This window comes from Streptomyces sp. NPDC030862 (genome assembly GCF_055571835.1).
On record NZ_JBVIEN010000012.1, the window covers coordinates 111642 to 135346 of the forward strand.

General features: G+C 73.1%; 25 protein-coding genes. 18 read left to right on the forward strand and 7 right to left on the reverse strand.

Features of this window, described 5'->3' with window-relative positions; all coding sequences use genetic code 11:
• Positions 1 to 10: 10 nt before the first annotated feature.
• Together ACZ42X_RS29245 and ACZ42X_RS29250 are read left to right on the forward strand one after the other, a co-directional pair.
• Positions 11 to 793: a M23 family metallopeptidase gene (locus tag ACZ42X_RS29245; RefSeq protein ID WP_468296176.1), complete on the forward strand. Its 783-nt coding sequence runs from the start codon at positions 11 to 13 to the stop codon at positions 791 to 793.
• Between the two features lie 193 nt (positions 794 to 986).
• Positions 987 to 1652 (forward strand): GntR family transcriptional regulator, encoded by a 666-nt coding sequence (locus tag ACZ42X_RS29250; RefSeq protein ID WP_468296179.1) that lies wholly within the window; start codon positions 987 to 989, stop codon positions 1650 to 1652.
• A gap of 121 nt (positions 1653 to 1773) precedes the next feature.
• On the opposite strand, the gene ACZ42X_RS29255 is transcribed toward ACZ42X_RS29250, so the two are convergent.
• Positions 1774 to 2055, reverse strand: coding sequence for an HPr family phosphocarrier protein (locus ACZ42X_RS29255; protein ID WP_030021209.1), 282 nt, complete (start codon positions 2053 to 2055; stop codon positions 1774 to 1776).
• Between the two features lie 131 nt (positions 2056 to 2186).
• Here ACZ42X_RS29255 and ACZ42X_RS29260 point away from each other — a divergent pair, with 131 nt between their 5' ends.
• From ACZ42X_RS29260 to ACZ42X_RS29275, 4 genes are read left to right on the forward strand one after another with little or no spacing between them, the layout of a single operon-like run.
• Positions 2187 to 5159 carry a bifunctional acetate--CoA ligase family protein/GNAT family N-acetyltransferase gene (locus ACZ42X_RS29260; protein ID WP_468296181.1) on the forward strand — a complete coding sequence of 991 codons (2973 nt, stop codon included), beginning with the start codon at positions 2187 to 2189 and terminating at the stop codon, positions 5157 to 5159.
• A gap of 40 nt (positions 5160 to 5199) precedes the next feature.
• Positions 5200 to 5784, forward strand: a complete 585-nt coding sequence (locus tag ACZ42X_RS29265) for a DUF5998 family protein (protein ID WP_361427059.1) — start codon at positions 5200 to 5202, stop codon at positions 5782 to 5784.
• Positions 5784 to 6989, forward strand: a complete 1206-nt coding sequence (locus ACZ42X_RS29270; RefSeq protein ID WP_468296185.1) for an alkaline phosphatase family protein — start codon at positions 5784 to 5786, stop codon at positions 6987 to 6989. Before ACZ42X_RS29265 ends, ACZ42X_RS29270 begins: the two co-directional genes overlap by 1 nt.
• 40 nt (positions 6990 to 7029) lie before the next feature.
• Positions 7030 to 7680 carry a thymidine kinase gene (locus ACZ42X_RS29275; protein ID WP_468296188.1) on the forward strand — a complete coding sequence of 217 codons (651 nt, stop codon included), beginning with the start codon at positions 7030 to 7032 and terminating at the stop codon, positions 7678 to 7680.
• Between the two features lie 52 nt (positions 7681 to 7732).
• Here ACZ42X_RS29275 and ACZ42X_RS29280 read toward each other — a convergent pair whose 3' ends face one another.
• On the reverse strand, positions 7733 to 8515 hold the full coding sequence (locus ACZ42X_RS29280; protein WP_468296191.1) for a VOC family protein: 783 nt from the start codon (positions 8513 to 8515) through the stop codon (positions 7733 to 7735).
• Positions 8516 to 8745: 230 nt separating this feature from the next.
• Between ACZ42X_RS29280 and ACZ42X_RS29285 the strand changes: the two genes are divergently transcribed.
• A complete protein-coding gene (locus tag ACZ42X_RS29285; protein WP_468296193.1) occupies positions 8746 to 9582 on the forward strand; it encodes a sulfurtransferase in 837 nt (278 codons plus the stop codon).
• 44 nt (positions 9583 to 9626) lie between these two features.
• Here ACZ42X_RS29285 and sepH read toward each other — a convergent pair whose 3' ends face one another.
• Positions 9627 to 10652: a septation protein SepH gene (gene sepH, locus ACZ42X_RS29290; RefSeq protein ID WP_361427074.1), complete on the reverse strand. Its 1026-nt coding sequence runs from the start codon at positions 10650 to 10652 to the stop codon at positions 9627 to 9629.
• Positions 10653 to 11139: 487 nt separating this feature from the next.
• Here sepH and ACZ42X_RS29295 point away from each other — a divergent pair, with 487 nt between their 5' ends.
• Positions 11140 to 11883: a hypothetical protein gene (locus tag ACZ42X_RS29295; RefSeq protein ID WP_468296195.1), complete on the forward strand. Its 744-nt coding sequence runs from the start codon at positions 11140 to 11142 to the stop codon at positions 11881 to 11883.
• 4 nt (positions 11884 to 11887) lie between these two features.
• Here the strand turns inward: ACZ42X_RS29295 and ACZ42X_RS29300 are convergent, their stop codons facing one another.
• Both ACZ42X_RS29300 and ACZ42X_RS29305 read right to left on the reverse strand, forming a co-directional pair.
• On the reverse strand, positions 11888 to 13219 hold the full coding sequence (locus tag ACZ42X_RS29300; RefSeq protein WP_468296198.1) for a D-arabinono-1,4-lactone oxidase: 1332 nt from the start codon (positions 13217 to 13219) through the stop codon (positions 11888 to 11890).
• On the reverse strand, positions 13167 to 14426 hold the full coding sequence (locus ACZ42X_RS29305) for an MFS transporter (RefSeq protein WP_468296200.1): 1260 nt from the start codon (positions 14424 to 14426) through the stop codon (positions 13167 to 13169). Before ACZ42X_RS29305 ends, ACZ42X_RS29300 begins: the two co-directional genes overlap by 53 nt.
• A 200-nt stretch (positions 14427 to 14626) precedes the next feature.
• On the opposite strand from ACZ42X_RS29305, the gene ACZ42X_RS29310 reads away from it, so the two are divergent.
• Positions 14627 to 15754, forward strand: a complete 1128-nt coding sequence (locus tag ACZ42X_RS29310; protein ID WP_468296203.1) for a ferrochelatase — start codon at positions 14627 to 14629, stop codon at positions 15752 to 15754.
• Positions 15755 to 15763: 9 nt separating this feature from the next.
• Positions 15764 to 16573: an inositol monophosphatase family protein gene (locus ACZ42X_RS29315; protein ID WP_468296206.1), complete on the forward strand. Its 810-nt coding sequence runs from the start codon at positions 15764 to 15766 to the stop codon at positions 16571 to 16573.
• Positions 16574 to 16662: 89 nt separating this feature from the next.
• On the opposite strand, the gene ACZ42X_RS29320 is transcribed toward ACZ42X_RS29315, so the two are convergent.
• Positions 16663 to 16839, reverse strand: a complete 177-nt coding sequence (locus ACZ42X_RS29320; protein WP_361427092.1) for a hypothetical protein — start codon at positions 16837 to 16839, stop codon at positions 16663 to 16665.
• 345 nt (positions 16840 to 17184) lie between these two features.
• On the opposite strand from ACZ42X_RS29320, the gene ACZ42X_RS29325 reads away from it, so the two are divergent.
• The 4 genes from ACZ42X_RS29325 to ACZ42X_RS29340 all read left to right on the forward strand — a co-directional run bounded on the left by ACZ42X_RS29325 (position 17185) and on the right by ACZ42X_RS29340 (position 20733).
• A complete protein-coding gene (locus ACZ42X_RS29325) occupies positions 17185 to 17838 on the forward strand; it encodes a response regulator transcription factor (protein ID WP_355356866.1) in 654 nt (217 codons plus the stop codon).
• Between the two features lie 3 nt (positions 17839 to 17841).
• Positions 17842 to 19068, forward strand: coding sequence for a sensor histidine kinase (locus tag ACZ42X_RS29330; RefSeq protein ID WP_468296211.1), 1227 nt, complete (start codon positions 17842 to 17844; stop codon positions 19066 to 19068).
• A gap of 407 nt (positions 19069 to 19475) precedes the next feature.
• Positions 19476 to 19772 carry a DUF4193 domain-containing protein gene (locus ACZ42X_RS29335; protein ID WP_003955561.1) on the forward strand — a complete coding sequence of 99 codons (297 nt, stop codon included), beginning with the start codon at positions 19476 to 19478 and terminating at the stop codon, positions 19770 to 19772.
• Between the two features lie 13 nt (positions 19773 to 19785).
• Positions 19786 to 20733 (forward strand): hypothetical protein, encoded by a 948-nt coding sequence (locus ACZ42X_RS29340; protein WP_468296214.1) that lies wholly within the window; start codon positions 19786 to 19788, stop codon positions 20731 to 20733.
• A gap of 15 nt (positions 20734 to 20748) precedes the next feature.
• On the opposite strand, the gene ACZ42X_RS29345 is transcribed toward ACZ42X_RS29340, so the two are convergent.
• On the reverse strand, positions 20749 to 21231 hold the full coding sequence (locus tag ACZ42X_RS29345; RefSeq protein WP_468296217.1) for a DUF3093 domain-containing protein: 483 nt from the start codon (positions 21229 to 21231) through the stop codon (positions 20749 to 20751).
• Between the two features lie 58 nt (positions 21232 to 21289).
• Here ACZ42X_RS29345 and ACZ42X_RS29350 point away from each other — a divergent pair, with 58 nt between their 5' ends.
• The 4 genes from ACZ42X_RS29350 (at position 21290) to ACZ42X_RS29365 (ending at position 23705) form a co-directional block, all read left to right on the forward strand.
• Positions 21290 to 21865, forward strand: a complete 576-nt coding sequence (locus ACZ42X_RS29350; RefSeq protein ID WP_468296220.1) for a PaaI family thioesterase — start codon at positions 21290 to 21292, stop codon at positions 21863 to 21865.
• The gene (dut, locus tag ACZ42X_RS29355; protein ID WP_361427108.1) at positions 21865 to 22386 is read left to right on the forward strand and encodes a dUTP diphosphatase; all 522 of its coding nucleotides are present in this window, start codon (positions 21865 to 21867) and stop codon (positions 22384 to 22386) included. The genes ACZ42X_RS29350 and dut overlap by 1 nt, the downstream gene beginning before the upstream one ends.
• 1 nt (position 22387) lies before the next feature.
• The gene (locus ACZ42X_RS29360; RefSeq protein ID WP_468296223.1) at positions 22388 to 23161 is read left to right on the forward strand and encodes a DUF3710 domain-containing protein; all 774 of its coding nucleotides are present in this window, start codon (positions 22388 to 22390) and stop codon (positions 23159 to 23161) included.
• 145 nt (positions 23162 to 23306) lie between these two features.
• Entirely contained in the window at positions 23307 to 23705 is a 399-nt protein-coding gene (locus tag ACZ42X_RS29365; protein ID WP_355356880.1) for an OB-fold nucleic acid binding domain-containing protein, read from the forward strand.

The following is a 23705-nucleotide window of genomic DNA, read 5'->3' on the forward strand; positions in this document are numbered from 1 at the left end:
CAGCCACCGAATGGCGTTCACCCGTGCCACCGGGAAGCACCGTGCCCCGAGCCGCCTGAGCCGTAAGAGCGCACACGTCGCCGGCGTGGCGGCCATCGCCACCACCGGCGTCATCGGAACCCTCGCTTCCCCGGCGCTCGCCGCCGACGCGGACGTCCGCGCACTGGAGGACACCGGCCTCAACCAGGCGGTCATCACCGACACGCTCGCCGAGAGCGTGGACGCCCAGGCCGAGGCGCAGGAGCGCGAGGCCGAGGAGGCCGCCGCCCGCGCCGCCGCCCAGGCCGAGGCCGAAGCCGAGGCCAAGCGCAAGGCCGAGGCCCGCGTCAAGGCCGCCCGCGAGGCGGAGGAGCGCGCCGCCCGCGAGGCCGAGCGCAAGCGCCTGAACTCCTTCACGCTCCCGGTCGCCGGTTCGTACGTCAGCACCGGCTACCAGACCGGCGGCGCCATGTGGTCCTCCGGCAGCCACACCGGCGTCGACTTCCACGCCGCCTCCGGCTCCACGGTCGTCGCCGTGGGCCTGGGCACCGTCGTCGAGGCGGGCTGGGGCGGCGCGTACGGCAACAACGTGGTGATCCGGATGGCGGACGGCACGTACACCCAGTACGGCCACCTCTCCTCCGTCAGCGTCTCGGTCGGCGAGCGGGTCATGCCCGGCCAGCAGATCGGCCTCTCGGGCTCCACCGGCAACTCCTCCGGTCCGCACCTCCACTTCGAGGCCCGCACGAGCGCCGAGTACGGCTCCGACATCGACCCGGTCGCGTACCTGCGCTCGCACGGCGTCAACGTCTGACCCGCACATTCCGCGAAGAAGGCCCCGGCTCCCCATCCGAGCCGGGGCCTTCTTCGTGCGGCCATTGGCCAAAAGATATCCATGGATTTCGACCCGGCGTCGGAAATTCAGTCCCGTTGTCATAGAGTCACTGAACACTCGTCACATCGGTCGGACGCACGCTGTTTCGCGCGCATTACGTCGGAGGTTCGGTATGCGCATTCCCGCGCACTCGGTATGCACGGCGATTCGCGACGACATCGTCTCCGGCGTCTTCCCGCGCGGCGGCCGCCTCACCGAGGAGCAGCTGGCGCGCCGCTACGGCGTCTCGCGCGTCCCGGTCCGCGAGGCCCTGCGGACGCTGGAGTCCGAGGGCTTCGTCACCACCCGCCGCCACGCCGGGGCGTGCGTCGCCGAGCCCACCGAGCAGGAGGCGGCCGACCTGCTGGAGGTCCGGGCGCTGCTGGAGCCGCTCGGTGCGGCGCGCGCGGCCCAGCGGCGTACCGAGGCGCACCTCAAGGTGTTGCGGGGCCTGGTCAGGCTGGGCCAGGAGCGGGCGCGCCAGGGCCAGGGGGAGGACCTGCGGGCGCTCGGCGGCTGGTTCCACGAGACGCTCGCCCAGGCCTCCGGCAGTCCGGGCCTGACCGCCCTGCTGACCCAGCTGCGCCACAAGATCGCCTGGATGTACGCGGTCGAGCAGCCGGCCTCGCCCGTGGAGGCGTGGGCGGAGCACGGCGCGATCGTCGACGCGGTGGCGCGCGGTGACGCGGAACGGGCCCGGGCGCTCACCGCCCTGCACACCGAGCGCTCGCTCGGCGCGCACCGGCTGCGCGTGAGGACTCCGCAACATCGCGTCAACACGGCGAGCGCCCGAATTTAACAGCGAGGCCGTATACAGAAAGATTCACCGAAACGAAAAGCGGAGCCGTATCACCCGGGAATTCGGGGGCGATACGACTCCGCTGCAATATCAGGCAGGCGCCGGAGATATCCGAGACGGATCAGACGGTCTCGGGAAGCTCTTCGAGCCCTTCGGCGACCAGCTTCGCCAGGCGGTCCAGAGCGGCGTCCGCGCCCTCCGCGTCCGACGCGAGCACGATCTCCTCGCCGCCCTGCGCACCCAGGCCGAGGACCGCGAGCATCGACGCGGCGTTCACCGGGTTGCCGTCGGCCTTGGCGATCGTCACGGGGACGCCGGCGGCCGTGGCGGCACGGACGAAGATGGAGGCGGGGCGGGCGTGCAGGCCCTCGGCCCAGCCGACGTTGACGCGGCGCTCAGCCATGGTGTTGCCCTTCGAGTTCAGGGGGTTGTCTAGACCACTCTCTCATGTTCTCCGGTGTGCACGCGAACCTGATCAATGTGCCCTGTCCACAGCACCTCCGCGACCGGTGCCCCGCACCGTAACCTGGGCCCATGCGGACCCCGTCGGATCAGCCGGAACATGCGTACCCCGACCACTGGGAAGCCGATGTCGTGCTGCGCGACGGCGGTACCGCGCGGATCAGGCCCATCACCCCGGACGACGCCGAACGCCTGGTCAGCTTCTACGAGCAGGTCTCCGACGAGTCGAAGTACTACCGGTTTTTCGCACCCTACCCCCGCCTCTCCGCCAAGGACGTGCACCGTTTCACGCACCACGACTACGTGGACCGGGTGGGCCTCGCCGCGACCGTCGGAGGCGAGTTCATCGCGACCGTCCGCTACGACCGGATCGACGAGCGCGGCCTGCCCGCCGGCGCCCCCGCGGACGAGGCCGAGGTCGCCTTCCTCGTCCAGGACGCCCACCAGGGGAGGGGCGTGGCCTCCGCGCTCCTCGAACACATCGCGGCGGTGGCGCGGGAACGGGACATCCGGCGGTTCGCGGCGGAGGTGCTGCCCGCCAACACCAAGATGATCAAGGTCTTCACGGACGCCGGGTACACCCAGAAGCGCAGCTTCGAGGACGGCGCCGTCCGCCTCCACCTCGACCTGGAGCCCACCGACCGCTCCCTCGCCGTCCAGCGCGCCCGCGAGCAGCGCGCCGAGGCCCGCTCCGTGCAGCGCCTGCTCGCCCCCGGCTCCCTCGCCGTCGTCGGCGCGGGCCGCGCGCCCGGCGGCGTCGGCCGCACGGTTCTGCGCAATCTCCTCGACGCCGGGTACACCGGCCGTACGTACGCCGTGAACCGCGCCCTGCCCGAGGGCGAGTCCGTCATGGACGGGGTCCCCGCCTTCCGTTCGGTCGCCGACATCGCCGAGCCCGTGGACCTCGCCGTGCTCGCCGTCCCCGCCGAGCGCGTACCGGAAGCAGTCGCCGCCTGCGGAGAACACGGCGTCCAGGGGCTGGTCGTCCTCTCCGCCGGGTACGCCGAGCAGGGCGCCGAAGGGCGGGAGCGCCAGCGGGAGCTGGTCCGTCAGGCCCGCTCGTACGGCATGCGCATCATCGGCCCGAACGCCTTCGGCATCATCAACACCGCCCCCGGCGTGCGGCTGAACGCCTCCCTGGCGCCGCACCCGCCGGCGCGGGGCCGGATCGGGCTCTTCACCCAGTCCGGTGCGATCGGCATCGCGCTGCTGGCGGGGCTGCATCGGCGCGGGGCGGGCCTGTCGTCCTTCGTCTCGGCCGGAAACCGGGCGGACGTGTCCGGCAACGACATCCTGCAGTACTGGTACGAGGACGCCGACACGGACGTCGTCCTGCTGTACCTCGAATCGATCGGGAACCCGCGGAAGTTCACCCGGCTCGCGCGGCGCACGGCGGCGGTGAAGCCGGTCGTCGTGGTCCAGGGCGCCCGCCACAGCGGCAGCGCGCCGCCCGGCCACGCGGTGCCCGTCACCCGCATCCCGTACGCCACGGTGTCCGCCCTCCTCCGGCAGGCGGGCGTCATCCGCGTCGACACCGTCACCGAGCTGGTCGACGCGGGCCTCCTCCTCGCCGGCCAGCCGCTCCCGGCCGGCCCCCGGGTGGCGATCCTCGGCAACTCCGAGTCCCTCGGCCTCCTGACGTACGACGCCTGCCTGACGGAGGGCCTGCGGCCGCTGCGGCCCCGCGACCTGACGACCGCCGCCACGCCCGAGGACTTCCGCGCGGCGCTGGCGGAGGCGCTGCGGGACGACGCGTGTGACGCGGTGGTGGTCACCGCGATCCCGTGGGTCGGCGAGAACGGCGTGACCGAGTCCGGCGACGGCGAGGTCCTCGCGGCCGCCCTGCGCGCCGCGTCCGCGACGGCGCCGACGAAGCCGGTCCTGGTGGTCCACGTCGAAATGGGCGCCCTGGCCGACGCCCTGTCCGCCGCCACCAGCACGGCACCCCCGCCGAAGGCCCCCGGCGCGGACGCGCCTCCGCCGCCCGCCGGAGCGGCCCCCGTGCCCCCGGAGGGTTTCGGGAAGGGGCGGGGTGGGGGAGACCCTCTCCCCGCCCCCGCCCCCGCCCCGGCCCCGGCCCCGGCCCCCCAGGCGCCGGCACACCCCGACGGCGCCCACCGCATCCCCGCCTACCCCGCCGCCGAGCGGGCCGCCCGCGCGCTCGCGCAGGCCGTGCGGTACGCGCGGTGGCGGCGGGAGGCCGCCGAGCCCGGGCGGGTGCCCCACTACGACGGGATCGACGAGGCGGGGGCCGCCGCGCAGATCGAGCGCCTGCTCGCCGACAGCGACGGTGACGTTGGCGGCGGCGGCAGCGGTGGCGGCGGCAACCGCGGCGGCGACCGCACGGCACAGCGGAGCGGCGTCACCCCCGACGCCGAGGCCGCCCGCGAGCTGCTCGGGAGGTACGGCATCGACGTACGCCCCGCCCTCGCCGCCCCCACCCCCGACGCCGCCGTCCGGGCCGCCGAGCGCCTCGGCTACCCCGTCGCGCTCAAGACCACCGCGCCCCACCTGCGCCACCGCCCCGACCTCGGCGGCGTACGCCTCGACCTGGCCACCGAGGAGCAGCTGCGCGCCGCGTACGCCGAGCTGACCGAGACGCTCGGCAAGCCCGCGGAGCTCCAGCCGGTCGTCCAGGCCATGGCGCCGCGCGGCGTCGACACCGTCGTGCGCGCCGCCATCGACCCGGGCGTGGGCGCCGTGCTGTCCTTCGGTCTCGCGGGCGCGCCCTCCGAGCTGCTCGGCGACACCGCGCACCGGCTGGTTCCGGCCACCGACCGGGACGTCGCCGAGCAGATCCGCTCCATCCGCACGGCGCCGCTGCTGTTCGGCTGGCGCGGCTCGGACCCGGTCGACACCCCCGCCCTCGAAGAGCTGCTGCTGCGGGTCTCCCGGCTGGTCGACGACCACCCGGAGATCGTCTCCATCGGCCTGGAGCCGGTGGTCGTCGCCCCCCGCGGCCTCACCGTCCTCGGCGCGGCCGTCCGCCTCGCGCCGCCCCCGGCCCGCACCGACCTGGGCCCGCGGCGGCTCCCGAACTACTGAGGGGGCGGGCGTGTCCTACCGGCCCCGTAGGATGGAGCTCATGGCGAAGACCGGTACGACGACCCAGGGGCTGCGCGCGGCGATCGAGCGCAGCGGCTACTACCCGGCCCTCGTGGCCGAGGCGGTGGAGGCCGCCGTGGGCGGCGAGCCCATCGCCTCGTACCTGGTCCACCAGGAGACCACCTTCGACGCGAACGAGGTGCGCCGCCACGTCACCGTCCTCGTCCTGACGTCCACCCGCTTCATCGTCAGCCACACCGACGAGCAGAACGCCGACACCAGCTCCCCGACGCCGTACGCCACCACCTCGACCGAGTCCGTGAAGCTCGGCCGGATCTCGTCCGTGGTGCTCAGCCGCGTCGTGGCGAACCCGGAGTCGTACACCCCGGGCACCCTGCCCCGCGAGGTGGTCCTCAACATCGGCTGGGGCGCGGTCTCCCGCATCGACCTGGAGCCCGCCGCCTGCGGCGACCCGAACTGCGAGGCCGACCATGGCTACACCGGCAACGCCACCGCGGACGACCTGAGCCTGCGCGTGAGCGAGGCCGGCGACGGCCCCGAGACGGTCCGCCAGGCCCTCGCCTTCGCGCAGGCCCTGTCCGAGGCCACCGCGGCCACCCGCTGATGGTGCAGCCCACCGCGACGGCCGCCGCCTGGCCCGACGACCCGACGCCGCTCGCCCTCGACACCGCGCCCGTACCGGAGTACGGCTCCGGCTCCCTCGCCGACCTGCTGCCCACGCTCGCGGCGGCGCAGGGCGTCCCGGAGTGCGAGCACCGCATCGCGGAGCTGGCGCCCGCCGACCGGAACTGCGTGTTCCTGATCGACGGCCTCGGCTGGGAGCAGATCAAGGCGCACCCCGACGAGGCGCCCTACCTCACCTCCCTGCTCGCCACCTCGCGCGGCGGCACCGGGCGGCCCCTCACCGCCGGCTTCCCGGCCACCACGGCCACCTCGCTGGCCTCCGTCGGTACGGGCCTGCCGCCCGGCGCGCACGGTCTGACGGGCTACACCGTGCGGGACCCGGACACCGGCGCGCTGATGAACCAGCTGCGCTGGCGGCCCTGGACGCCGCCGCACGTGTGGCAGCCGTACCCCACCGTCTTCCAGCTCGCCGACGCGGCCGGCGTCCACACGGCGCAGGTCTCGTCGCCGGCCTTCCAGGACACGCCGCTCACCAAGATCGCGCTCAGCGGCGGAACGTTTCACGGGCGGCTGTCGGGCGACGAGCGCATGGACTTCGCCGCCGAGCAGCTCGCCGCCGGCGACCGTTCGCTGGTCTACACGTACTACAGCGAGCTCGACGGCAGCGGCCACCGCCACGGCATCGACTCCGACTCCTGGCGCGGCCAGCTGATGTGCGTGGACCGGCTCGTCCAGCGCCTGGTCGAGCAGCTGCCCCCGCGCTCCGCGCTGTACGTCACCGCCGACCACGGCATGGTGGACATCCCGTTCGACGAGCAGTCCCGGATCGACTTCGACGAGGACTGGGAGCTGCGCGCCGGAGTCGCCCTGCTGGGCGGCGAGGGCCGGGCCCGCCACGTGTACGCCGTGCCGGGGGCCGAGGCCGACGTCCTGGCCTGCTGGCGCGAGGTGCTCGGCGAGCAGTTCTGGGTGGCGAGCCGCGAGGAGGCGATCGCGGCGGGCTGGTTCGGACCCGGGATCGACGAGCGGGTGTACGGCCGGATCGGCGACGTCGTCGCCGCCGCACACGACGACGTCGTGATCACCGCGTCCGTCAACGAGCCGCACGAGTCCGCGATGGCGGGCATGCACGGCTCGATGACCCCGGCCGAGCAGCTCGTCCCCCTCCTCGAAGTCCGTTCCTGACCCCCGCTTCCCCCACGACCCGAAAGGCCGTCACTTTCCCATGCCCGAGTTGGTGTTCTTCTCCGGAACGATGGACTGCGGAAAGAGCACCCTCGCTCTGCAGATCGAGCACAACCGTTCCGCCCGGGGCCTCCAGGGCATGATCTTCACGCGTGACGACCGCGCCGGCCAGGGCAAGCTCTCCTCGCGCCTCGGCCTGGTGACGGAGGCGGTCGAGGCGGGCCCGGGCATGGACCTGTACGGCCACCTGGTGGACCAGATGTCGAAGGGCGGCAAGGTCGACTACGTCATCGTCGACGAGGCGCAGTTCCTCGCGCCCGAGCAGATCGACCAGCTGGCGCGCATCGTGGACGACCTGGAACTGGACGTCTTCGCCTTCGGCATCACCACGGACTTCCGCACCAAGCTCTTCCCCGGCTCCCAGCGGCTGATCGAGCTGGCGGACCGCGTCGAGACCCTCCAGGTCGAGGCGATGTGCTGGTGCGGGGCGCGCGCCACGCACAACGCCCGCACGGTGGGCGGCGAGATGGTCGTCGAAGGCGAGCAGGTCGTCGTGGGCGACGTCAACCGCCCGGCCGGTGAGGTCGGGTACGAGGTCCTGTGCCGCCGTCACCACCGCAAGCGGATGACGAGCGCCGCCGCCCGCGCCGCCGCCCTCTCCCCGGACGTCCTGCCGGTCACGCCCGCCTGAACCCCCTCCCGCGCCGCCGCCGAACGGGACTCGCAGCGGGGCGCGACCGGTGTCAGCGGTCGCCGGCCGACCGTACGACCGTGAAGACCGCGCCCTCCGGGTCCGCGACCGTCGCGTGCCGGCCTCTGGGGCCGTCGCGCGGCGGCTCCACCACCCGACCGCCCAGCTCGGCGACCCGGCGCGCCGCGTCGTCCGCGTCCGCCACCTCGAACCAGGTCATCCAGTGCGCGCCCCGGTCCCGCGGCAGCGCCGTGCCGACGCCGTGCAGCGAGGCGACCGGGCGGTCGTCCAGCCTCAGCGTCACCACGTCCACGTCGGCGTCGGCGGAGGCGAGCGGCTCCAGCTCGTACCCGAACACCGTCTTGTAGAACTTGCCGACGGCCTCGGTCTCCTGCGTCAGCAGCTCGTTCCAGACCGGCGTGCCGTGCCTGCCCGCCACCGCCGTACCGAGGTGCGAGGCGGCCTGCCACACCCCGAAGACGGCGCCCGTGGGGTCGGAGCAGATCACCATGCGGCCGGCGTCGGCGGCGTCCAGCGGCCCCACGGCGACCGTGCCGCCGCTGCACCGGATCGATTCGGCGCTCTCGTCGGCGTCGTCCGACGCCAGGTACGGCGTCCACGCCGTCGGCAGGCCCCGGTCGCCCGGGTGCTGGCCGATGCCGGCGACCTCCTTGCCGTCGAGCAGCCCGCGCAGGTACGGGCCGAGCTGCTGCGGACCCGGCTGGAACCGCCAGCCGAACAGCGCCCCGTAGAACTCCCGCGTCGCGTCAAGGTCGTGCGCCATCAAACTCACCCAGCAGGGTGTACCGGGCTTGCGCCGAGCCGCCTCGGTCATCGTCACTCTCTCCTTCGACCATCGGTTGTGGCCGTGCGGGGGGACCGGGCGTGCGGGCCGTTCGGGTACCCGGCTCCACGCCTCGTCAGATGCTTGCACCACTGGCCGCGCGGTGCGCCCCGGCCGCGCCGGGATGTGGCGCGATCCCGCAGGAGGATGCCCGAATTTCCGGTGACCATCCGCGTTGTGACAGCCCCCGCGCGGGCCGTCCCTGAGCGAGGATGGCACGTATGAACCCCATCATCTCCGCAACCGAACTGGCGACCGAGATCGCCGGACCCCGCCCGCCGGTCCTCCTCGACGTCCGCTGGGAGCTCGGCGGCCCGCCCGGTCACCCGGCGTACGAGGCGGGGCACATCCCGGGCGCGGTCTACGTCGATCTGGAGACGGAGCTGGCGGGCAAGCCCGGCCCCGGCGGCCGCGGCGGCCGGCACCCGCTCCCGGATGTGGCCGAGTTCGGCGCGGTGATGCGCAGGGCGGGCGTCTCCGCGTCCTCGCGGGTGGTCGCGTACGACGGGGGCCAGGGCTGGGCGGCGGCGCGCGCGTGGTGGCTGCTGCGCTGGGCGGGCCACACGGACGTACGCGTACTCGACGGCGGTCTCGCGGCGTGGCGGGGAGAGCTGTCGACGGCGACGCCCACACCGTCCGTTGGCGACTTCACGCCACGGCCGGGCGCCCTGCCGCTGCTCGACGCGGACGGCGCGGCGGCGCTGGCCCGGGCGGGCCTGCTGCTGGACGCGCGCGCGGCGGAGCGCTACCGGGGCGATGTGGAACCGATCGATCCGGTGGGCGGCCACATCCCGGGCGCGGCCTCGGCCCCGACGACCGAGAACGTCGACGGGGAGGGCCGCTTCCTGCCCGCCGAGGCGCTGGCGGCCCGCTTCAAGACCCTCGGCGCGACGGACGCCCCGCAGGTCGGCGTCTACTGCGGCTCGGGCGTCTCCGGCGCCCACGAGGTGCTGGCCCTGGAGCTCGCCGGCATCCAGGCGGCCCTCTACGCGGGCTCCTGGTCCGACTGGTCCAGCGACCCCGCCCGCCCGGTCGCCAAGGGCTCCGACCGGGGCTGATCCACCGCCCGGGCCCTCCCGGGCCCGGGCGGTCGCTTCCGCGTCTACTCCTGCTTCTTGCGGCGTGTACCGAAGACGATCTCGTCCCAGCTCGGGACCGCCGCGCGGCGGCCCGGGCGGACGCCGTCCGCCTCCGCCTGGCGGTCCGTCGTGCCGATCAGGCGGTCGCGGTGGCCGCTCACCGCACGCGGCATGAGCACGTCCGCGTACGCCGAGCCGGCGCCGGCCGACGCGGCGGGGGCCGGGGGCTCCTCGGCGTCCGGTTCCTGTTCGGGGTCGGCCGTGGACGGCTCCGCGGCGCCCGCGCGCTCGGGGACGACCATGTCGCCCCGGAAGCTCGGCACCGCCTCCAGCAGGCTGGTCAGGGAGTCGCGCTCGGGCTCCTCCTCGGGCTCCGGGACCGGCGGCGGCACCGGCGTGCGGTCCAGCGGCCGGTCGCGCGGCAGCCGCGCGATCCGGGGGACGAAGGGGAAGCTCGGCTCCGGCACCGCCACCGCGTCGTCGGTCTCGCCGATCAGCGCCCGCGCCTCGTCGTCCACGGCCTGGACGAGCCGCCTGGGCGGGTCGTACGTCCAGCTGGCCGAGTGCACCTCGCCCGCGACGCGGTAGACGAGCAGGACCTCCCAGGTGCCGTCGTCCCGGCGCCAGGAGTCCCACACCACGGTGTCCTTGTCGGCGCCGCGCAGCAGCAGCCGCTCCTGCACGGCCTCGCCGAGCTGGGGGCCGGTGTTCTCGCCGGGCCGGCGCACGGGGGTCTTGCGGGCCCGCTCGGCCATGAAGGCACGCTCCGCGAGCACGGGGCCCTCGAAGCGGCGTACCCGCTCGACGGGGATGCCCGCGAGCTGGGCGACCTCCTCGGCGGAGGCACCGGCGCGTATCCGCGCCTGGATGTCACGGGGGCGGAGGTGGCTCTCCACCTCGATCTCGATCTGGCCGAGCCGGGCACGGTCGTTGCGTACGGCGGCGCGCAGCCGTTCGTCGATCGGAAGCGTGTACTCCGTGTTGTCAGCAGCCTTCAGCACCAGTCGTGTGCCGTCGTTGGAGACGGCCACGACACGCAGTTCGGGCATGGGGACCTCCCGGGTGGTGCCTGCCGACGTCACCTGCGTCGCTGCTTCCGCTAGTCGAGTGTGGCCTGCCCGGGTGCAGCCTGCCACAACCTTGCCGAGTTGCCCGGCGTGTCGGGCATGGGCCCTGGAACGCCGTTATGGCACGGTTACCTGTTCGCGACGGAGCGTGACCGCGACGGTCGCGCTGTGCGGCAGGCATCCGTGCGGTACCGCGGCGCCGCCGGATCGAGTGCCATCTGGCCCCCTCCCGTTGGTCCCGGACACCCATCGCAGGACCGGAGCCCAGGGTTCGCCACAGTACTCCATTCGGGCCACCAGGGTGGACCGGCGCGCCGTCGAACTTGTCCCGCGGTACGGCAGTTGGGCCCCCCGGGCTATTCCTCCCCGGTGGCATCCTTCACAGAATCGGCAGAAACGGAACTATTTGCTCCGCCCAAAGGCCCCTTCTCCCTGCATGTACCAACAGACCGGTGGGCAAGGGGACGAAATGGAACACAAGCCGGAGACACGGACAAAAGATAGAGAAGGGAAGAAGAGGCGGCTGGACCTCACCGTCACCCATGTGGCGGGCAGCGCGGTCGCCGCGGTCGTCGCGGCCAAGCTCGCTGCCAAACTGGGCGTGTACGGCACGGTCCTCGGCGCCGGTGTGATCAGCGTCATCGCCACCTGCGGCGGTCCGGTCTTCCAGCACGTCCTGACCGTTGCGGGCGAGCGGGCCCGCGCCGTGCGACGCCCGCGCCCCGCGCCGCCGACGGCGTCGGCGGGACCACCGCACGGCGAGTTCGGCGGTGCGACGACGTACCGCGCCCGTACGCGCACACGCGGCGGGAGCCGGAGCCGCCGTCGGCGGTCGCTCATCGCGGCGGCGCTCGTCTTCGTCCTGGCGATGGCCGGCATCACCGCGTACGAGCTGATATCCGGCCGGGACTTCAGCGGCGGCGGCGGGACCACCATCGGCTCCGTCGTACGCGGCGGGGACTCCGGGCCGCGCCGGCCGGTGACCCCGCACGAGAACCCGTACCGGCAGCAGGCGCCGAGCCCCGACCCGGAGCCGGGCGCGCCCACGGACCCGGCACCCACACCCACGCCGACACCCCCGACGCCGGATCCCGACACCACCCCGCCCACGCCGGCGCCGCCCCCGGCCCCCACGCCGACACCGACGTCCCCGACGCCCGACCCCACATCGCCCTCACCCACACCGGACGACGCGGGGACGACCGCCGAGTGAGGCGTCAGTCGCCCAGCACCCGCCGCAGGTGGTCGTTGCCGAACAGCCGGTCCGGGTCCAACCGGTCGCGGAGCGCCGTGAACTCGCCGAACCGCGGATAGACCTCCGCCAGGTACGCCGCGTCCCGCGTGTGCACCTTGCCCCAGTGCGGCCGGCCGCCGTGCGCCGTCATGATCCGCTCCGCGGCGGTGAAGTACGCCCGGTACGGGGTGCCCTTGTACATGTGCACGGCGATGTACGCGGTCTCCCGGTCCGACGCCGTCGACAGCGCGATGTCGTCCGCCGGGGCCGTCCGCACCTCCACGGGGAAGCTGACGCGCAGGGGCGACCGGTCGACCATCGCCTTCAGCTCGCGCAGCGCGTCGACCGCCGCCTCCCTCGGGACCGCGTACTCCATCTCCACGAACCTCACCCGCCGCGGGCTGGTGAAGACCTTGTACGGGATGTCCGTGTACGTACGCGAGGACAGCGCCCGGCTGGAGAGCTTGGCGATCGCGGGGATGGTGGCCGGCACGGCGCGGCCCACCGAGTTGACCACCTGGAAGAGCCCGTTGGAGAGGAACTCGTCCTCGATCCAGCCGCTGACCCGCCCGGGCGGCGCCGCCGGGCCCGCGCTGCGGTTGTTGCGCTTGGTGGTGCAGTTCCCGGTGTGCGGGAACCAGTAGAACTCGAAGTGCTCGTTCTCCGCGTGCAGGGCGTCGAACTCGGCCGTCACCCGGTCGAAGCCCATCGGCTCCTCGCGCGCGGTGAGCAGGAACAGGGGCTCCACGGCGAAGGTGAGGGCGGAGACCACGCCCAGCGCGCCGAGCCCGATCCGGGCGGCCGCGAAGACCTCCGGATTCTCCTTCTCGGAACAGGTCAGCACGCGCCCGTCGGCCGTGACCAGCTCCAGCTCCCTGATCTGCGCGGCGATGGACGCCGAGTCCCGGCCCGTGCCGTGCGTCCCGGTGCTGGTCGCGCCCGCGACCGTCTGCTCCATGATGTCGCCCATGTTCGTGAGCGACAGCCCCTCCCGGGCCAGGGCCGCGTTCAGCCGCTTCAGCGGAGTGCCGGATTCCACCGTCACCGTCATCTCGCGGCGGTCGATGCGGCGGATCCCGGTCAGCAGGTCCGGCCGTATCAGCACCCCGTCGGTGGCGGCGATGGCCGTGAACGAGTGACCCGTACCGACCGTCTTGACGCGCAGCCCGTCCTCGGCCGCCTTCCGTACCGTCGCCGCCAGCTCCGCCACCGAGGCCGGACGGGCCTCCCGTACGGGCCTGGCGGTGACGTTCCCCGCCCAGTTACGCCACGTGCTGCTGCTCCGGCTGTTCCGGGTCCTGCTCGCGCTGCTCACGCTGCCCCTGCCCCTCCCGCGTCGGCACCGGCCTGCGCAGCCGGCGGTACCCCAGGAACGCCACCGCGGCCGCGAGCACTCCCGCGACGCCGGGGACCGCGTACCCCGCGGCCGCCCCGTGCGCGTCGACCACCCAGCCGGCGGCGGAGGAGCCGAGCGCCACGCCGACCGCGAGCCCGGTACTCGTCCAGGACATGCCCTCGGTCAGCTTGCTGCGCGGTACGTGGGCCTCGACGAGGGCCATGGTCGTCACCATCGTCGGCGCGATGGCGAGGCCTGCGACAAAGAGCGCCACGGCCAGGAACGGCAGGTTCCCGACCAGTTGGAGGGGGATCATACTCACGGCCATCGCGCAGACGCCCAGAAGCCACCTGCGGGACGGCTCACCCTTGAGGTGCAGCAGGCCGAAGACCGCGCCCGCCACGCACGAGCCGAGCGCGTACACCGCCAGCACCAGACTGGCCGCGGCCTTGTGGCCCTCCTCCTCGGCGAACGCCACCGTCACCACGTCCACCGCGCCGAAGATCGTGCCGGTGGCGACGAACGCGGCCACCAGCACCTGCAGGCCGGGGGAGCGCAGCGCCGAGCCACCGGTGTGCTGCTCGACCGGATGGGGCTCCGGCTCGGTGGAGCGCTGGGCGGTCAGCCACCACACCCCGATCGCCAGGAAGACGGCCGCCAGCAGCGGGCCCGCCTCCGGGAACCAGATGGTCGACAGACCGATCGAGACGATCGGGCCGAAGATGAAGCACACCTCGTCGATGATCGACTCGAAGGAGTACGCGGTGTGCAGCTCGCGCCCCGAGCCCCGGTAGATGGTCGCCCAGCGGGCCCGGGTCATCGCCCCGACGCTCGGTACGCAGCCGGCGGCGGCCGAGAAGACGAACAGCGTCCACTCCGGCAGCCCCTGCTGCGCGCAGATCAGCAGGCCCGCCACGGCCGTCACGGTGATCAGGGTGGCCGGGCGCAGCACGCGCCGCTGGCCGTACCGGTCGACGAGGCGGGAGACCTGCGGGCCCAGGACGGCGGCGGACACCGCCAGCGTCGCCGAGAGCGCGCCGGCCAGTCCGTAGCGGCCGGTGAGCTGGGAGATCATCGTGACGATGCCGATGCCCATCATGGCCAGCGGCATCCGGCCGAGGAAACCGGCCGCGGAGAAGCCCACGGTTCCGGGGGCGGCGAAGATCGCGCGGTAGGGACTGGGCAAGGGGTACTCCGGCCGGTGAGCGTAGGGCGCGCGTGGCGTGAACGCGTTGCGTGAGGCGGGTGAAGCGGGTGAGGCGGTGCAAGGCGGTACCGCGGTGAGGCGGCGTAAGGCCTATGGGCAGCCTTGACAGGTTACGCCCGAATGGGTGAGCGCGCACGGCGGTTTTCCGGCTGTCAGACGCGGGTGGCAGGATCAATGCCATGTCCGATCAGCGCGATCCAGCCCCGTACGACGCCCTGCTGCTGCTGTCCTTCGGCGGGCCCGAGGGCCCCGACGACGTGGTCCCGTTCCTCGAGAACGTGACCCGGGGCCGGGGCATCCCCAAGGAACGGCTCAAGGAGGTGGGGCAGCACTACTTCCTCTTCGGCGGCGTCAGCCCGATCAACGACCAGAACCGCGCCCTGCTGGCCGCGCTGCGCAAGGACTTCGCGGACGCGGGCCTCGACCTGCCGGTCTACTGGGGCAACCGCAACTGGGCGCCGTACCTCACCGACACGCTGCGCGAGATGGTGGCCGACGGCCGCCGCCGCATCGCCGTCCTCGCCACCAGCGCGTACGCCTCCTACTCCGGCTGCCGCCAGTACCGGGAGAACCTCGCGGACGCGCTCGCCGCCCTGGAGGCGGAGGGCCTGCCGCTGCCGCGGATCGACAAGCTGCGGCACTACTTCAACCACCCGGGCTTCGTCCGGCCCATGGTCGACGGCGTCCTGAAGGCGCTGTCCGAGCTCGACGAGCCCGTCCGCGCGGGCGCCCACCTCGCCTTCACCACGCACTCCATCCCGGTCTCCGCCGCCGACAGCTCCGGCCCGGCCGAGGAGCACGGCGACGGCGGGGCGTACGTCGCGGAGCACCTGGACGTCGCACGCCTCATCGTCGACGCCGTACGGGACGAGACGGGCGTCGAGCACCCCTGGCAGCTCGTCTACCAGTCCCGCAGCGGCGCGCCGCACATCCCGTGGCTGGAGCCGGACATCTGCGACCACCTGGAGGAGCTGCACGGCGCCGGGGCCCCGGCGGTCGTGATGGTCCCGATCGGCTTCGTCTCGGACCACATGGAGGTCCTGTACGACCTCGACACCGAGGCCACCGCCAAGGCCGCCGAGCTGGGGCTCCCGGTGCGCAGGTCGGCCACCGTGGGCGCCGACCCGCGCTTCGCCGCGGCCGTCCGCGACCTCGTCCTGGAGCGCGCGGCGACGGAGCGGGGCATGGTGGTGGAGCGGTGCGCGCTGGGCACCCTGGGCCCGTCCCACGACCTGTGCCCGGTGGGCTGCTGCCCGGCCCGGGCCGAGCGGCCCGCGGCGGCGGGCGCCGACAGCCCGTACGCGTGAGGAGACGCCGTGACCGACCCGCGTGACCCACTCCCGAACGACCTGCTGGACCTCGCCCTGGAGGCCGGGCGCCGGGCCGGTGCGCTGCTGCGCGACGGCCGCCCGGCCGACCTCGGGGTCCAGGCCACCAAGTCGAGCCCCATCGACGTCGTGACCGAGATGGACATCGCCGCCGAGAAGCTGATCACCGGCTTCCTCGCCGAGCACCGGCCCGACGACGGCCTCCTCGGCGAGGAGGGCGCCGCCACGGAGGGCACGAGCGGTGTCCGCTGGGTCGTCGACCCGCTCGACGGCACCGTGAACTACCTCTACGGCCTGCCCACGTGGGCCGTCTCCATCGCCGCCGAGCGGGGCGGCGAGACCCTCGTCGGGGTCGTGGTGGTCCCCATGCGCGACGAGACCTTCCACGCGGTCCTCGGCGGCGGCGCCTTCCTGAACGGCCGGCCCATCCGCTGCCGCCCGGCCCCGCCGCTGGACCAGGCCCTGGTCTCGACCGGCTTCAACTACGTGGCCACGGTCCGCGCCCACCAGGCCGACGTGGCACAGCGGCTCATCCCCCGGCTGCGCGACATCCGCCGCGGCGGCTCGGCGGCGATCGACCTCGCGGACGTGGCGGCCGGCCGCCTGGACGGCTACTACGAACGCGGGCTCAGGCCCTGGGACCTCGCGGCCGGCGACCTGATCGCCCGCGAGGCCGGCGCCCTCACCGGCGGCCGCCCGGGCGACCCGCCCTCCGGAGACCTGACGGTCGCGGCCTCCCCGGGCGTCTTCGAGCCGCTCCAGGCGCTCCTGGAGGAGTTCGGCGCCTGGCACGACTGACCACGCCCGACGAGGCGAACGGCGCCTCGAAAAGACAGCGGCCCCGATGTCATACCCGGACATCGGGGCTCTGTGCTGCCGGTCGGAACTCAGGCGATCTGCGGGGTGCCGATCTCGACGCCGTGTTCGGCGGCGATCCGGCGCAGGTCCTCGAGCTCCTCCTGCTCGACATCGGCGAGGAAGTCGTCGCCCGTCTCGCGCGCCTGCGTGAGGTGGGTCTCCGTGGTCCTTATGCGCTGCAGCAGTCCTGCGGTGAAAGCGTCCATCGTGCGCCCCCTCGTCATGGGTCGGTGGCACGGGGGTGTGCCGAGGGTTGGTCGATCGGGTTCTCGATCACGCACGGCACCTCTGGGGGACAGAGCGGTTCGTGGCGTGCCACAGACACGGCGTGATCTCGGGTGTGCAGACGTCCTCCCCAAGAGCTACCTCACAGAAACCTCAAGTCATTCGTGAATCCGGTGAATTCCCGGTGCCGACTCCGTGCCGCGGCCCCCGTCCCGGACCGCCCGCAGGCCGCCTTACAGCCGGTTTACGCGCGTAAGGGGCAGGATGGATACCCACAGTCAACAGCTCATTCGCCCGAATCCGGGCTCGGAGGAAGGAACAGCGCCGTGCGCGTACTCGTCGTCGAGGACGAGCAGCTGCTCGCCGATGCGGTGGCCACCGGACTGCGCCGGGAGGCCATGGCCGTCGACGTCGTGTACGACGGGGCGGCGGCCCTGGAGCGTATCGGGGTCAACGACTACGACGTGGTCGTCCTCGACCGCGACCTGCCGCTCGTCCACGGCGACGACGTCTGCCGCAAGATCGTCGACCTGGGCATGGCCACCCGCGTCCTGATGCTCACCGCCTCGGGTGACGTCAGCGACCGCGTGGAGGGCCTGGAGATCGGCGCCGACGACTACCTGCCGAAGCCGTTCGCGTTCAGTGAGCTGATCGCGCGCGTACGGGCGCTCGGGCGGCGTACGACCGTGCCCCTGCCGCCGGTTCTTGAGCGGGCCGGCATCAAGCTGGACCCGAACCGCCGCGAGGTCTTCCGCGACGGCCGGGAGATCCAGCTGGCGCCGAAGGAGTTCGCGGTGCTGGAGGTGCTGATGCGCAGCGAGGGCGCGGTGGTCTCGGCCGAGCAGCTGCTGGAGAAGGCCTGGGACGAGAACACCGACCCGTTCACCAACGTCGTCCGGGTCACCGTCATGACCCTGCGCCGCAAGCTCGGCGAGCCGCCGGTGATCGTCACCGTGCCGGGCTCCGGTTACCGGATCTGACCCGTGGCCACGACACCAGCGCCTCCTCAGGCGCCCCCGAAGCCGACCTGGGACCCCCGGGAACCGGTCCGCCCGTGGCTGCGGCCCACCATCCGGATACGGCTCACGCTGCTGTACGGCGGCATGTTCCTGATCGCCGGCATCCTGCTGCTGTCGATCATCTACCTGCTGGCCGCGCAGGCGCTCCACATCGGCAGCTCGCTGCCGTTCCGGATCGTCGAGGGCCGGCTGCAGAGCGAGATCTGCGAGTTCCCCTACGCGCCGACGGCCGACGAGGCCAACCGCGCGATGAACGCCTGCGTCAACGCACAGCGCCAGCACGCCCTGGACGACCTGCTGCGCCGCTCGCTCTTCGCGCTGCTGGGCCTGAGCGTCATCGCCTTCGCGTTCGGTTACGCGATGGCGGGCCGCGTCCTGTCCCCGCTCGGCAAGATCACCCGTACCGCCCGCAACGTGGCCGGTACGGACCTGAGCCGCCGCATCGAGCTGGACGGCCCGGACGACGAGCTGAAGGAGCTCGCGGACACGTTCGACGACATGCTGGACCGGCTGGAGCGGGCCTTCACCGCGCAGCAGCGGTTCGTCGCCAACGCCTCGCACGAGCTGCGCACGCCGCTGGCGATCAACCGCACCCTGCTGGAGGTCCACCTCTCCGACCCCGGCGCGCCCGTGGAGCTCCAGCAGCTCGGCAAGACGCTGCTGGCCACCAACGAGCGCAGCGAGCAGCTGGTGGAGGGCCTGCTGCTGCTCGCCCGCAGCGACAACGAGATCGTCGAGCGCAAGCCCGTGGACCTCGCGGAGGTGGCCTCGCGGGCCATCGACCAGGTGCACGGCGAGGCCGAGGCGAAGGGCGTGGAGATCCGCGGCGAGCGGGCGCCCGCCGTCGTCCAGGGCAATGGCGTGCTGCTGGAGCGGATCGCGCTGAACCTGGTGCAGAACGCCGTGCGCTACAACGTGCCGGAGGAGGGCTGGGTCGAGGTCACCACCGAGACCCAGGCCGGTCAGGCCGTGCTGGTGGTGTCGAACACGGGGCCGGTGGTACCCGCGTACGAGATCGACAATCTCTTCGAGCCGTTCCGGCGCCTGCGGCAGGAGCGCACCGGCAGTGACAAGGGCGTGGGGCTCGGGCTCTCGATCGCCCGGTCCGTCGCGCGGGCCCACGGAGGCCGTATCATCGCGGAGCCCCGCGAGGGCGGCGGCCTGGTGATGCGTGTCACCCTCCCGGTGTGACCATGGAGGGGTGGCACGCCGCCGTGGTCGTCATTGTGTTCGCTTTGCGCGGAATTTTCGGGACCCGTTCCCGTGTTGACCGTGTGTGATCGATCACAAAGGACCGATTCCGGCCATCTACTCTCCGTGATCAAGAATTCCCCCGGAAAACCAGGAAAAGTCCGGGTTTCCAGGGCCCTGGATCACGGGAAGTACACGGGGTGGCGCCTGCAGGGCGCGGCTCCGGGACCGTGTACGGTCCCGTTCGCCACTCAAATCCGATCACTCCGAAGGGGTCCGGTTGGGTGTCGATTGAGTAACAGACCTTGATGTGAGGCAAAATCTCCGCCTCAGGTCGGGCACAAGACCGGCCTCCCACGCGTTACGTGCGCTGGAGACACCGCAAACACCCAGAGGGGGAGAGCGACATGGCAACGGATTACGACACCCCACGCAAGACCGACGACGACGTCGACTCGGACAGCCTTGAGGAACTGAAGGCCCGCCGGAACGACAAGTCCACCTCGACGGTCGACGTCGACGAGTTCGAGGCCGCCGAAGGCCTGGAGCTCCCGGGCGCCGACCTCTCGAACGAGGAACTGGCCGTCCGGGTGCTGCCCAAGCAGGCTGACGAGTTCACCTGCATGAGCTGCTTCCTGGTCCACCACCGCAGCCAGCTGGCCCGTGAGAAGAACGGCCAGCCGATCTGCCGAGACTGCGACTGAGGTCCGGTCGGCCGTGGCAGGCGACACCCCGTCTCGGAAGCGACGCTTCCGGCTCCCCCTCCACCGGAAGCCGGAGGCGTACCAGGGCGGCACAGGCACGGCACCGGACGCGCAGGACGCGTCCGCCGAGCACTCCGCCCTCCTGCCCTCCCCCGGCGCGCGTGACGACGAGCGAGGCCCTTCGGCCTCGCTCGAAGCAGCGGCCGAGGCCGGACCCACGGGACGCGGCCTACCGGCACAGCAGCAGCACCCCACCAAGGCCCGACGGCGCCTCGAAGCCGTCGAAGCCGTCCGGCGCGGCGTACGCAAGGGCCGCGACGGAGCACGCGCCGGCCTCGGCCACCTCGCCGACCGGCTCATCGAGAACGCCCCGCGCGTCCCCGTCCGCGACCTCGCCACCCTGCGCAAGCAGTTCCCGGGCCTCGGCCCCGAGGAGATCGCCGACAAGCTCATCGCGGGCGCGGCCAACGCCACCTCCACCGTGGGCGCCGGCGTCGGCGCGGCCGCCATGCTCCCCGTACCGCCGGCCATGCCGGCCGAGCTGGCCGCGGAGATCACCGGCGTCGCCGCGATCGAGCTCAAGCTCATCGCCGAGCTCCACGAGGTCTACGGCCAGCGCCCCCCGGGCAACCTCAGGGAGCGCGCCACCGCCTACCTGACCTCCTGGACGGAGGAGCGCGGCATCGACGTCACCAAGCCCACCACCATCAACGCCGCCCTCGGCGGCCGGATGAAGCGCGAGCTGCGCCAGCGGATCACCAAGCGCATGGTGCGCAACCTGCCCAACCTGATGCCGTTCATGGTCGGCGCCGCCGTCGGCGCCATGATGAACCGGCGCGACACCAAGAACCTCGCCGAGCAGATCCGCAAGGACCTGCGCACCCGCCAGGTGCCGTGGGACGCCCTCCCCGAGCTTCCGCCGCTGGACCAGCCGGAGAGCCCCAAGGAGCTCGGCTTCTAGGCCGTTCTAAGCTTTCTAGGCCGCGCGGGCCGCGGCCAGCGCCGCCGCGAGGGCCTTCGGGTCCCGGCTGGAGACGTACACGTACGGCGTCGGGTCCGCCGGGTCCGTCACCTCGACCCGTACCGCCCCGGCCACGTACCCGCGCAGCACCATGAAGGCGCGCGGGTCGGCCTTGTACGTCCGCCAGGCGCGCGCCTCCTCGGCGTCCAGCACCTCCGGCTCGCCCAGCGCCGACACCGGGATCCGCGCGTCCCCCGCGACCAGCGAGCCCGCCACCACGCGCACGCGGACGGAGCCGTACGTGCTGACGCCGATCGCCGCCAGCGCGCCCGCGAGGATCAGGCCGCCGAGCATCGGCAGCGTGCCCAGCGGCAGCGCGATCAGCGCGCCCGACAGCCCGACCAGGGCGGCGATCAGCCACCACGAGCGCGGGGCGGTGAGACGTTCGTCGTACAGCGGTACGGCGGGGGAGGCGGAAGCCGGTGCGGAAGGCTGCATACACCCAAGCTTGGCACGGTGCGCCCCCGGGGCGGCCGCGCGGGTAAGGTCTGCGGCTGTGACCACTGCACTGACGCCCCCCGCCGAGGCCATACCGCCGGTACGGCACCCCGACGCGCCCGCCCCCGGCGAGCTCCTCGGCGCCCATTACGAGCACTGCTTCGGCTGCGGCGGCGCCCAGCCGCACGGGCTGCACCTGGCGGCGCGGGCCGGCGAGGGCGTGAGCGTCACCGCCGAGTTCACGGTGACCACCGACCACCAGGGAGCGCCCGGGCTGGCGCACGGGGGCGTGCTCGCGACCGCGCTCGACGAGACGCTCGGCTCGCTGAGCTGGCTGCTGCGGGTCATCGCCGTGACCGGCCGGCTGGAGACCGACTTCGTGCGCCCGGTGCCCGTCGGCACCGTGCTGCACCTCGAGGCCGAGGTCACCGCCGTGCACGGTCGCAAGATCTACTGCCGGGCGACCGGCCGGATCGGCGGCCCCGAGGGCCCCGAGGCGGTCCGCGCCGACGCCCTTTTCATCGAGGTCAAGGTCGATCACTTCATCGACAACGGCCGCCCGGAGGAGATCCGGGCCGCCATGGCCGACCCCGACCAGGTCCGGCGCGCCCGCGCCTTCGAGGTGAACCCCTGATGTCCCAGAGCCGTAACCCCGTCGACGTACTGATCCGCCGCGTGGACCCGGAGGTGCCCATTCCGTCGTACGGGCACCCGGGCGACGCGGGCGCCGATCTCGTCACCACCGAGGCCGCCGAACTCGCGCCCGGCGAGCGCGCGATCCTGCCCACGGGGGTGTCCATCGCCCTGCCCGACGGGTACGCGGCCTTCGTGCACCCCCGCTCCGGGCTCGCCGCCCGCTGCGGAGTGGCCCTCGTGAATGCCCCGGGCACGGTGGATGCCGGGTACCGTGGGGAGATCAAGGTGATCGTGGTCAACCTGGACCCGCGCGAGAGCGTCCGGTTCGAACGGTTCGACCGGATCGCCCAACTGGTCGTTCAGCAAGTCGAGAGGGTTCGCTTCCACGAGGTGGCGGAGCTTCCCGGCTCGGCGCGGGCCGAGGGGGGCTTCGGGTCCACCGGCGGTCATGCCGCCGTGGAGGGCTGGACGGGTGGGAATCGATACGCTTCGGTCGTATCCGACCGGGAAGGACAGTGACGTGTTCGGACGTCGCAAGAAGAGCAGGGCCGCTGAGGACGCAGCGGACGTGGCGCGCGAGGCCGAGCAGGTCGTCGACGAGGTCGACACCGACGACGCGGCGCAGGACGAGCCGCGCCGTGTGAACCTTCCGCCGGCGCCCCGGCCCGACGGGCCCTGGGACATTTCCGAGGTCTCCCGGCCCGACGAGGGCCGCGTGGACCTGGGCGGCATCTTCGTGCCCGGAGTCGAGGGCATGGAACTGCGCGTGGAGGTCGCGGGGGACGCGATCGTCGCCGCGACGGTGGTGCTGCGCGACAGCGCCATCCAGCTGCAGGCGTTCGCCGCGCCGAAGAAGGAGGGCATCTGGGGCGAGGTCCGCGAGGAGATCGCCTCCGGCATCACCCAGCAGGGCGGCGTCGTCGACGAGGTCGAGGGCCCGCTGGGCTGGGAGCTGCGCGCCCAGGTCCCGGTGCAACTGCCCGACGGCACCGGCGGTGTGCAGCTGGTGCGCTTCGTGGGCGTGGACGGGCCGCGCTGGTTCCTGCGCGGTGTCATCTCCGGTCAGGGCGCGGTGCAGCCGCAGACCGCCGGACTGCTGGAGCAGATCTTCCGCGACACCGTGGTCGTCCGGGGCGAGGGGCCGATGGCGCCGCGCGACCCGATCGTCCTGAAGCTGCCGAACGACGCGCAGATGGTGCCCGAGGGCGTCCAGCAGGAGGACCAGGAGTCCTCGCGCTTCTCCGGCGGCATGGGCCAGCTCCAGCGGGGCCCGGAGATCACCGAGGTCCGCTGACCCCGGAGCGGCTCGAGCGGCTGCGGTACGGCGGATGCTTACGGGCGGGGGCACGGTACGGCCGAGGCCGACCGGGCCCCCCGGCGCCTTTACACCACCGAACGGGGCATGGGCCACCGCTGAGAGCCCTAGGTACGCTTTCTGTATGAGTGCTGCACCGCGTACAGACAAGCCGGCCGGCCGGTTCCGCCGGATGCTCGACCGGCTGTCCAGCTCCCAGGGCGACCTGGAGTCCGAGGAGCTGCAGGAGGATGCTCAGGCGTCGGGGTGCACGCCCATCTCGGCCTGCTCCGACCGGCAGATCGTCACGGTGACTGGTACCTTGCGGACGGTCACCCTGCGCCCGCGGGCCGGCGTCCCCGCGCTGGAGGCCGAGCTCTTCGACGGGACCGCCCCGCTGGACGTGGTGTGGCTGGGCCGGCGCTCCATCGTGGGCATAGAGCCCGGACGCAGGCTCATCGCCTCCGGCCGGGTCTCCATGAGCCACGGCCGCCGGGTCCTCTTCAACCCCAAATACGAGCTCCGACCGCTCGGACAGGAGTAG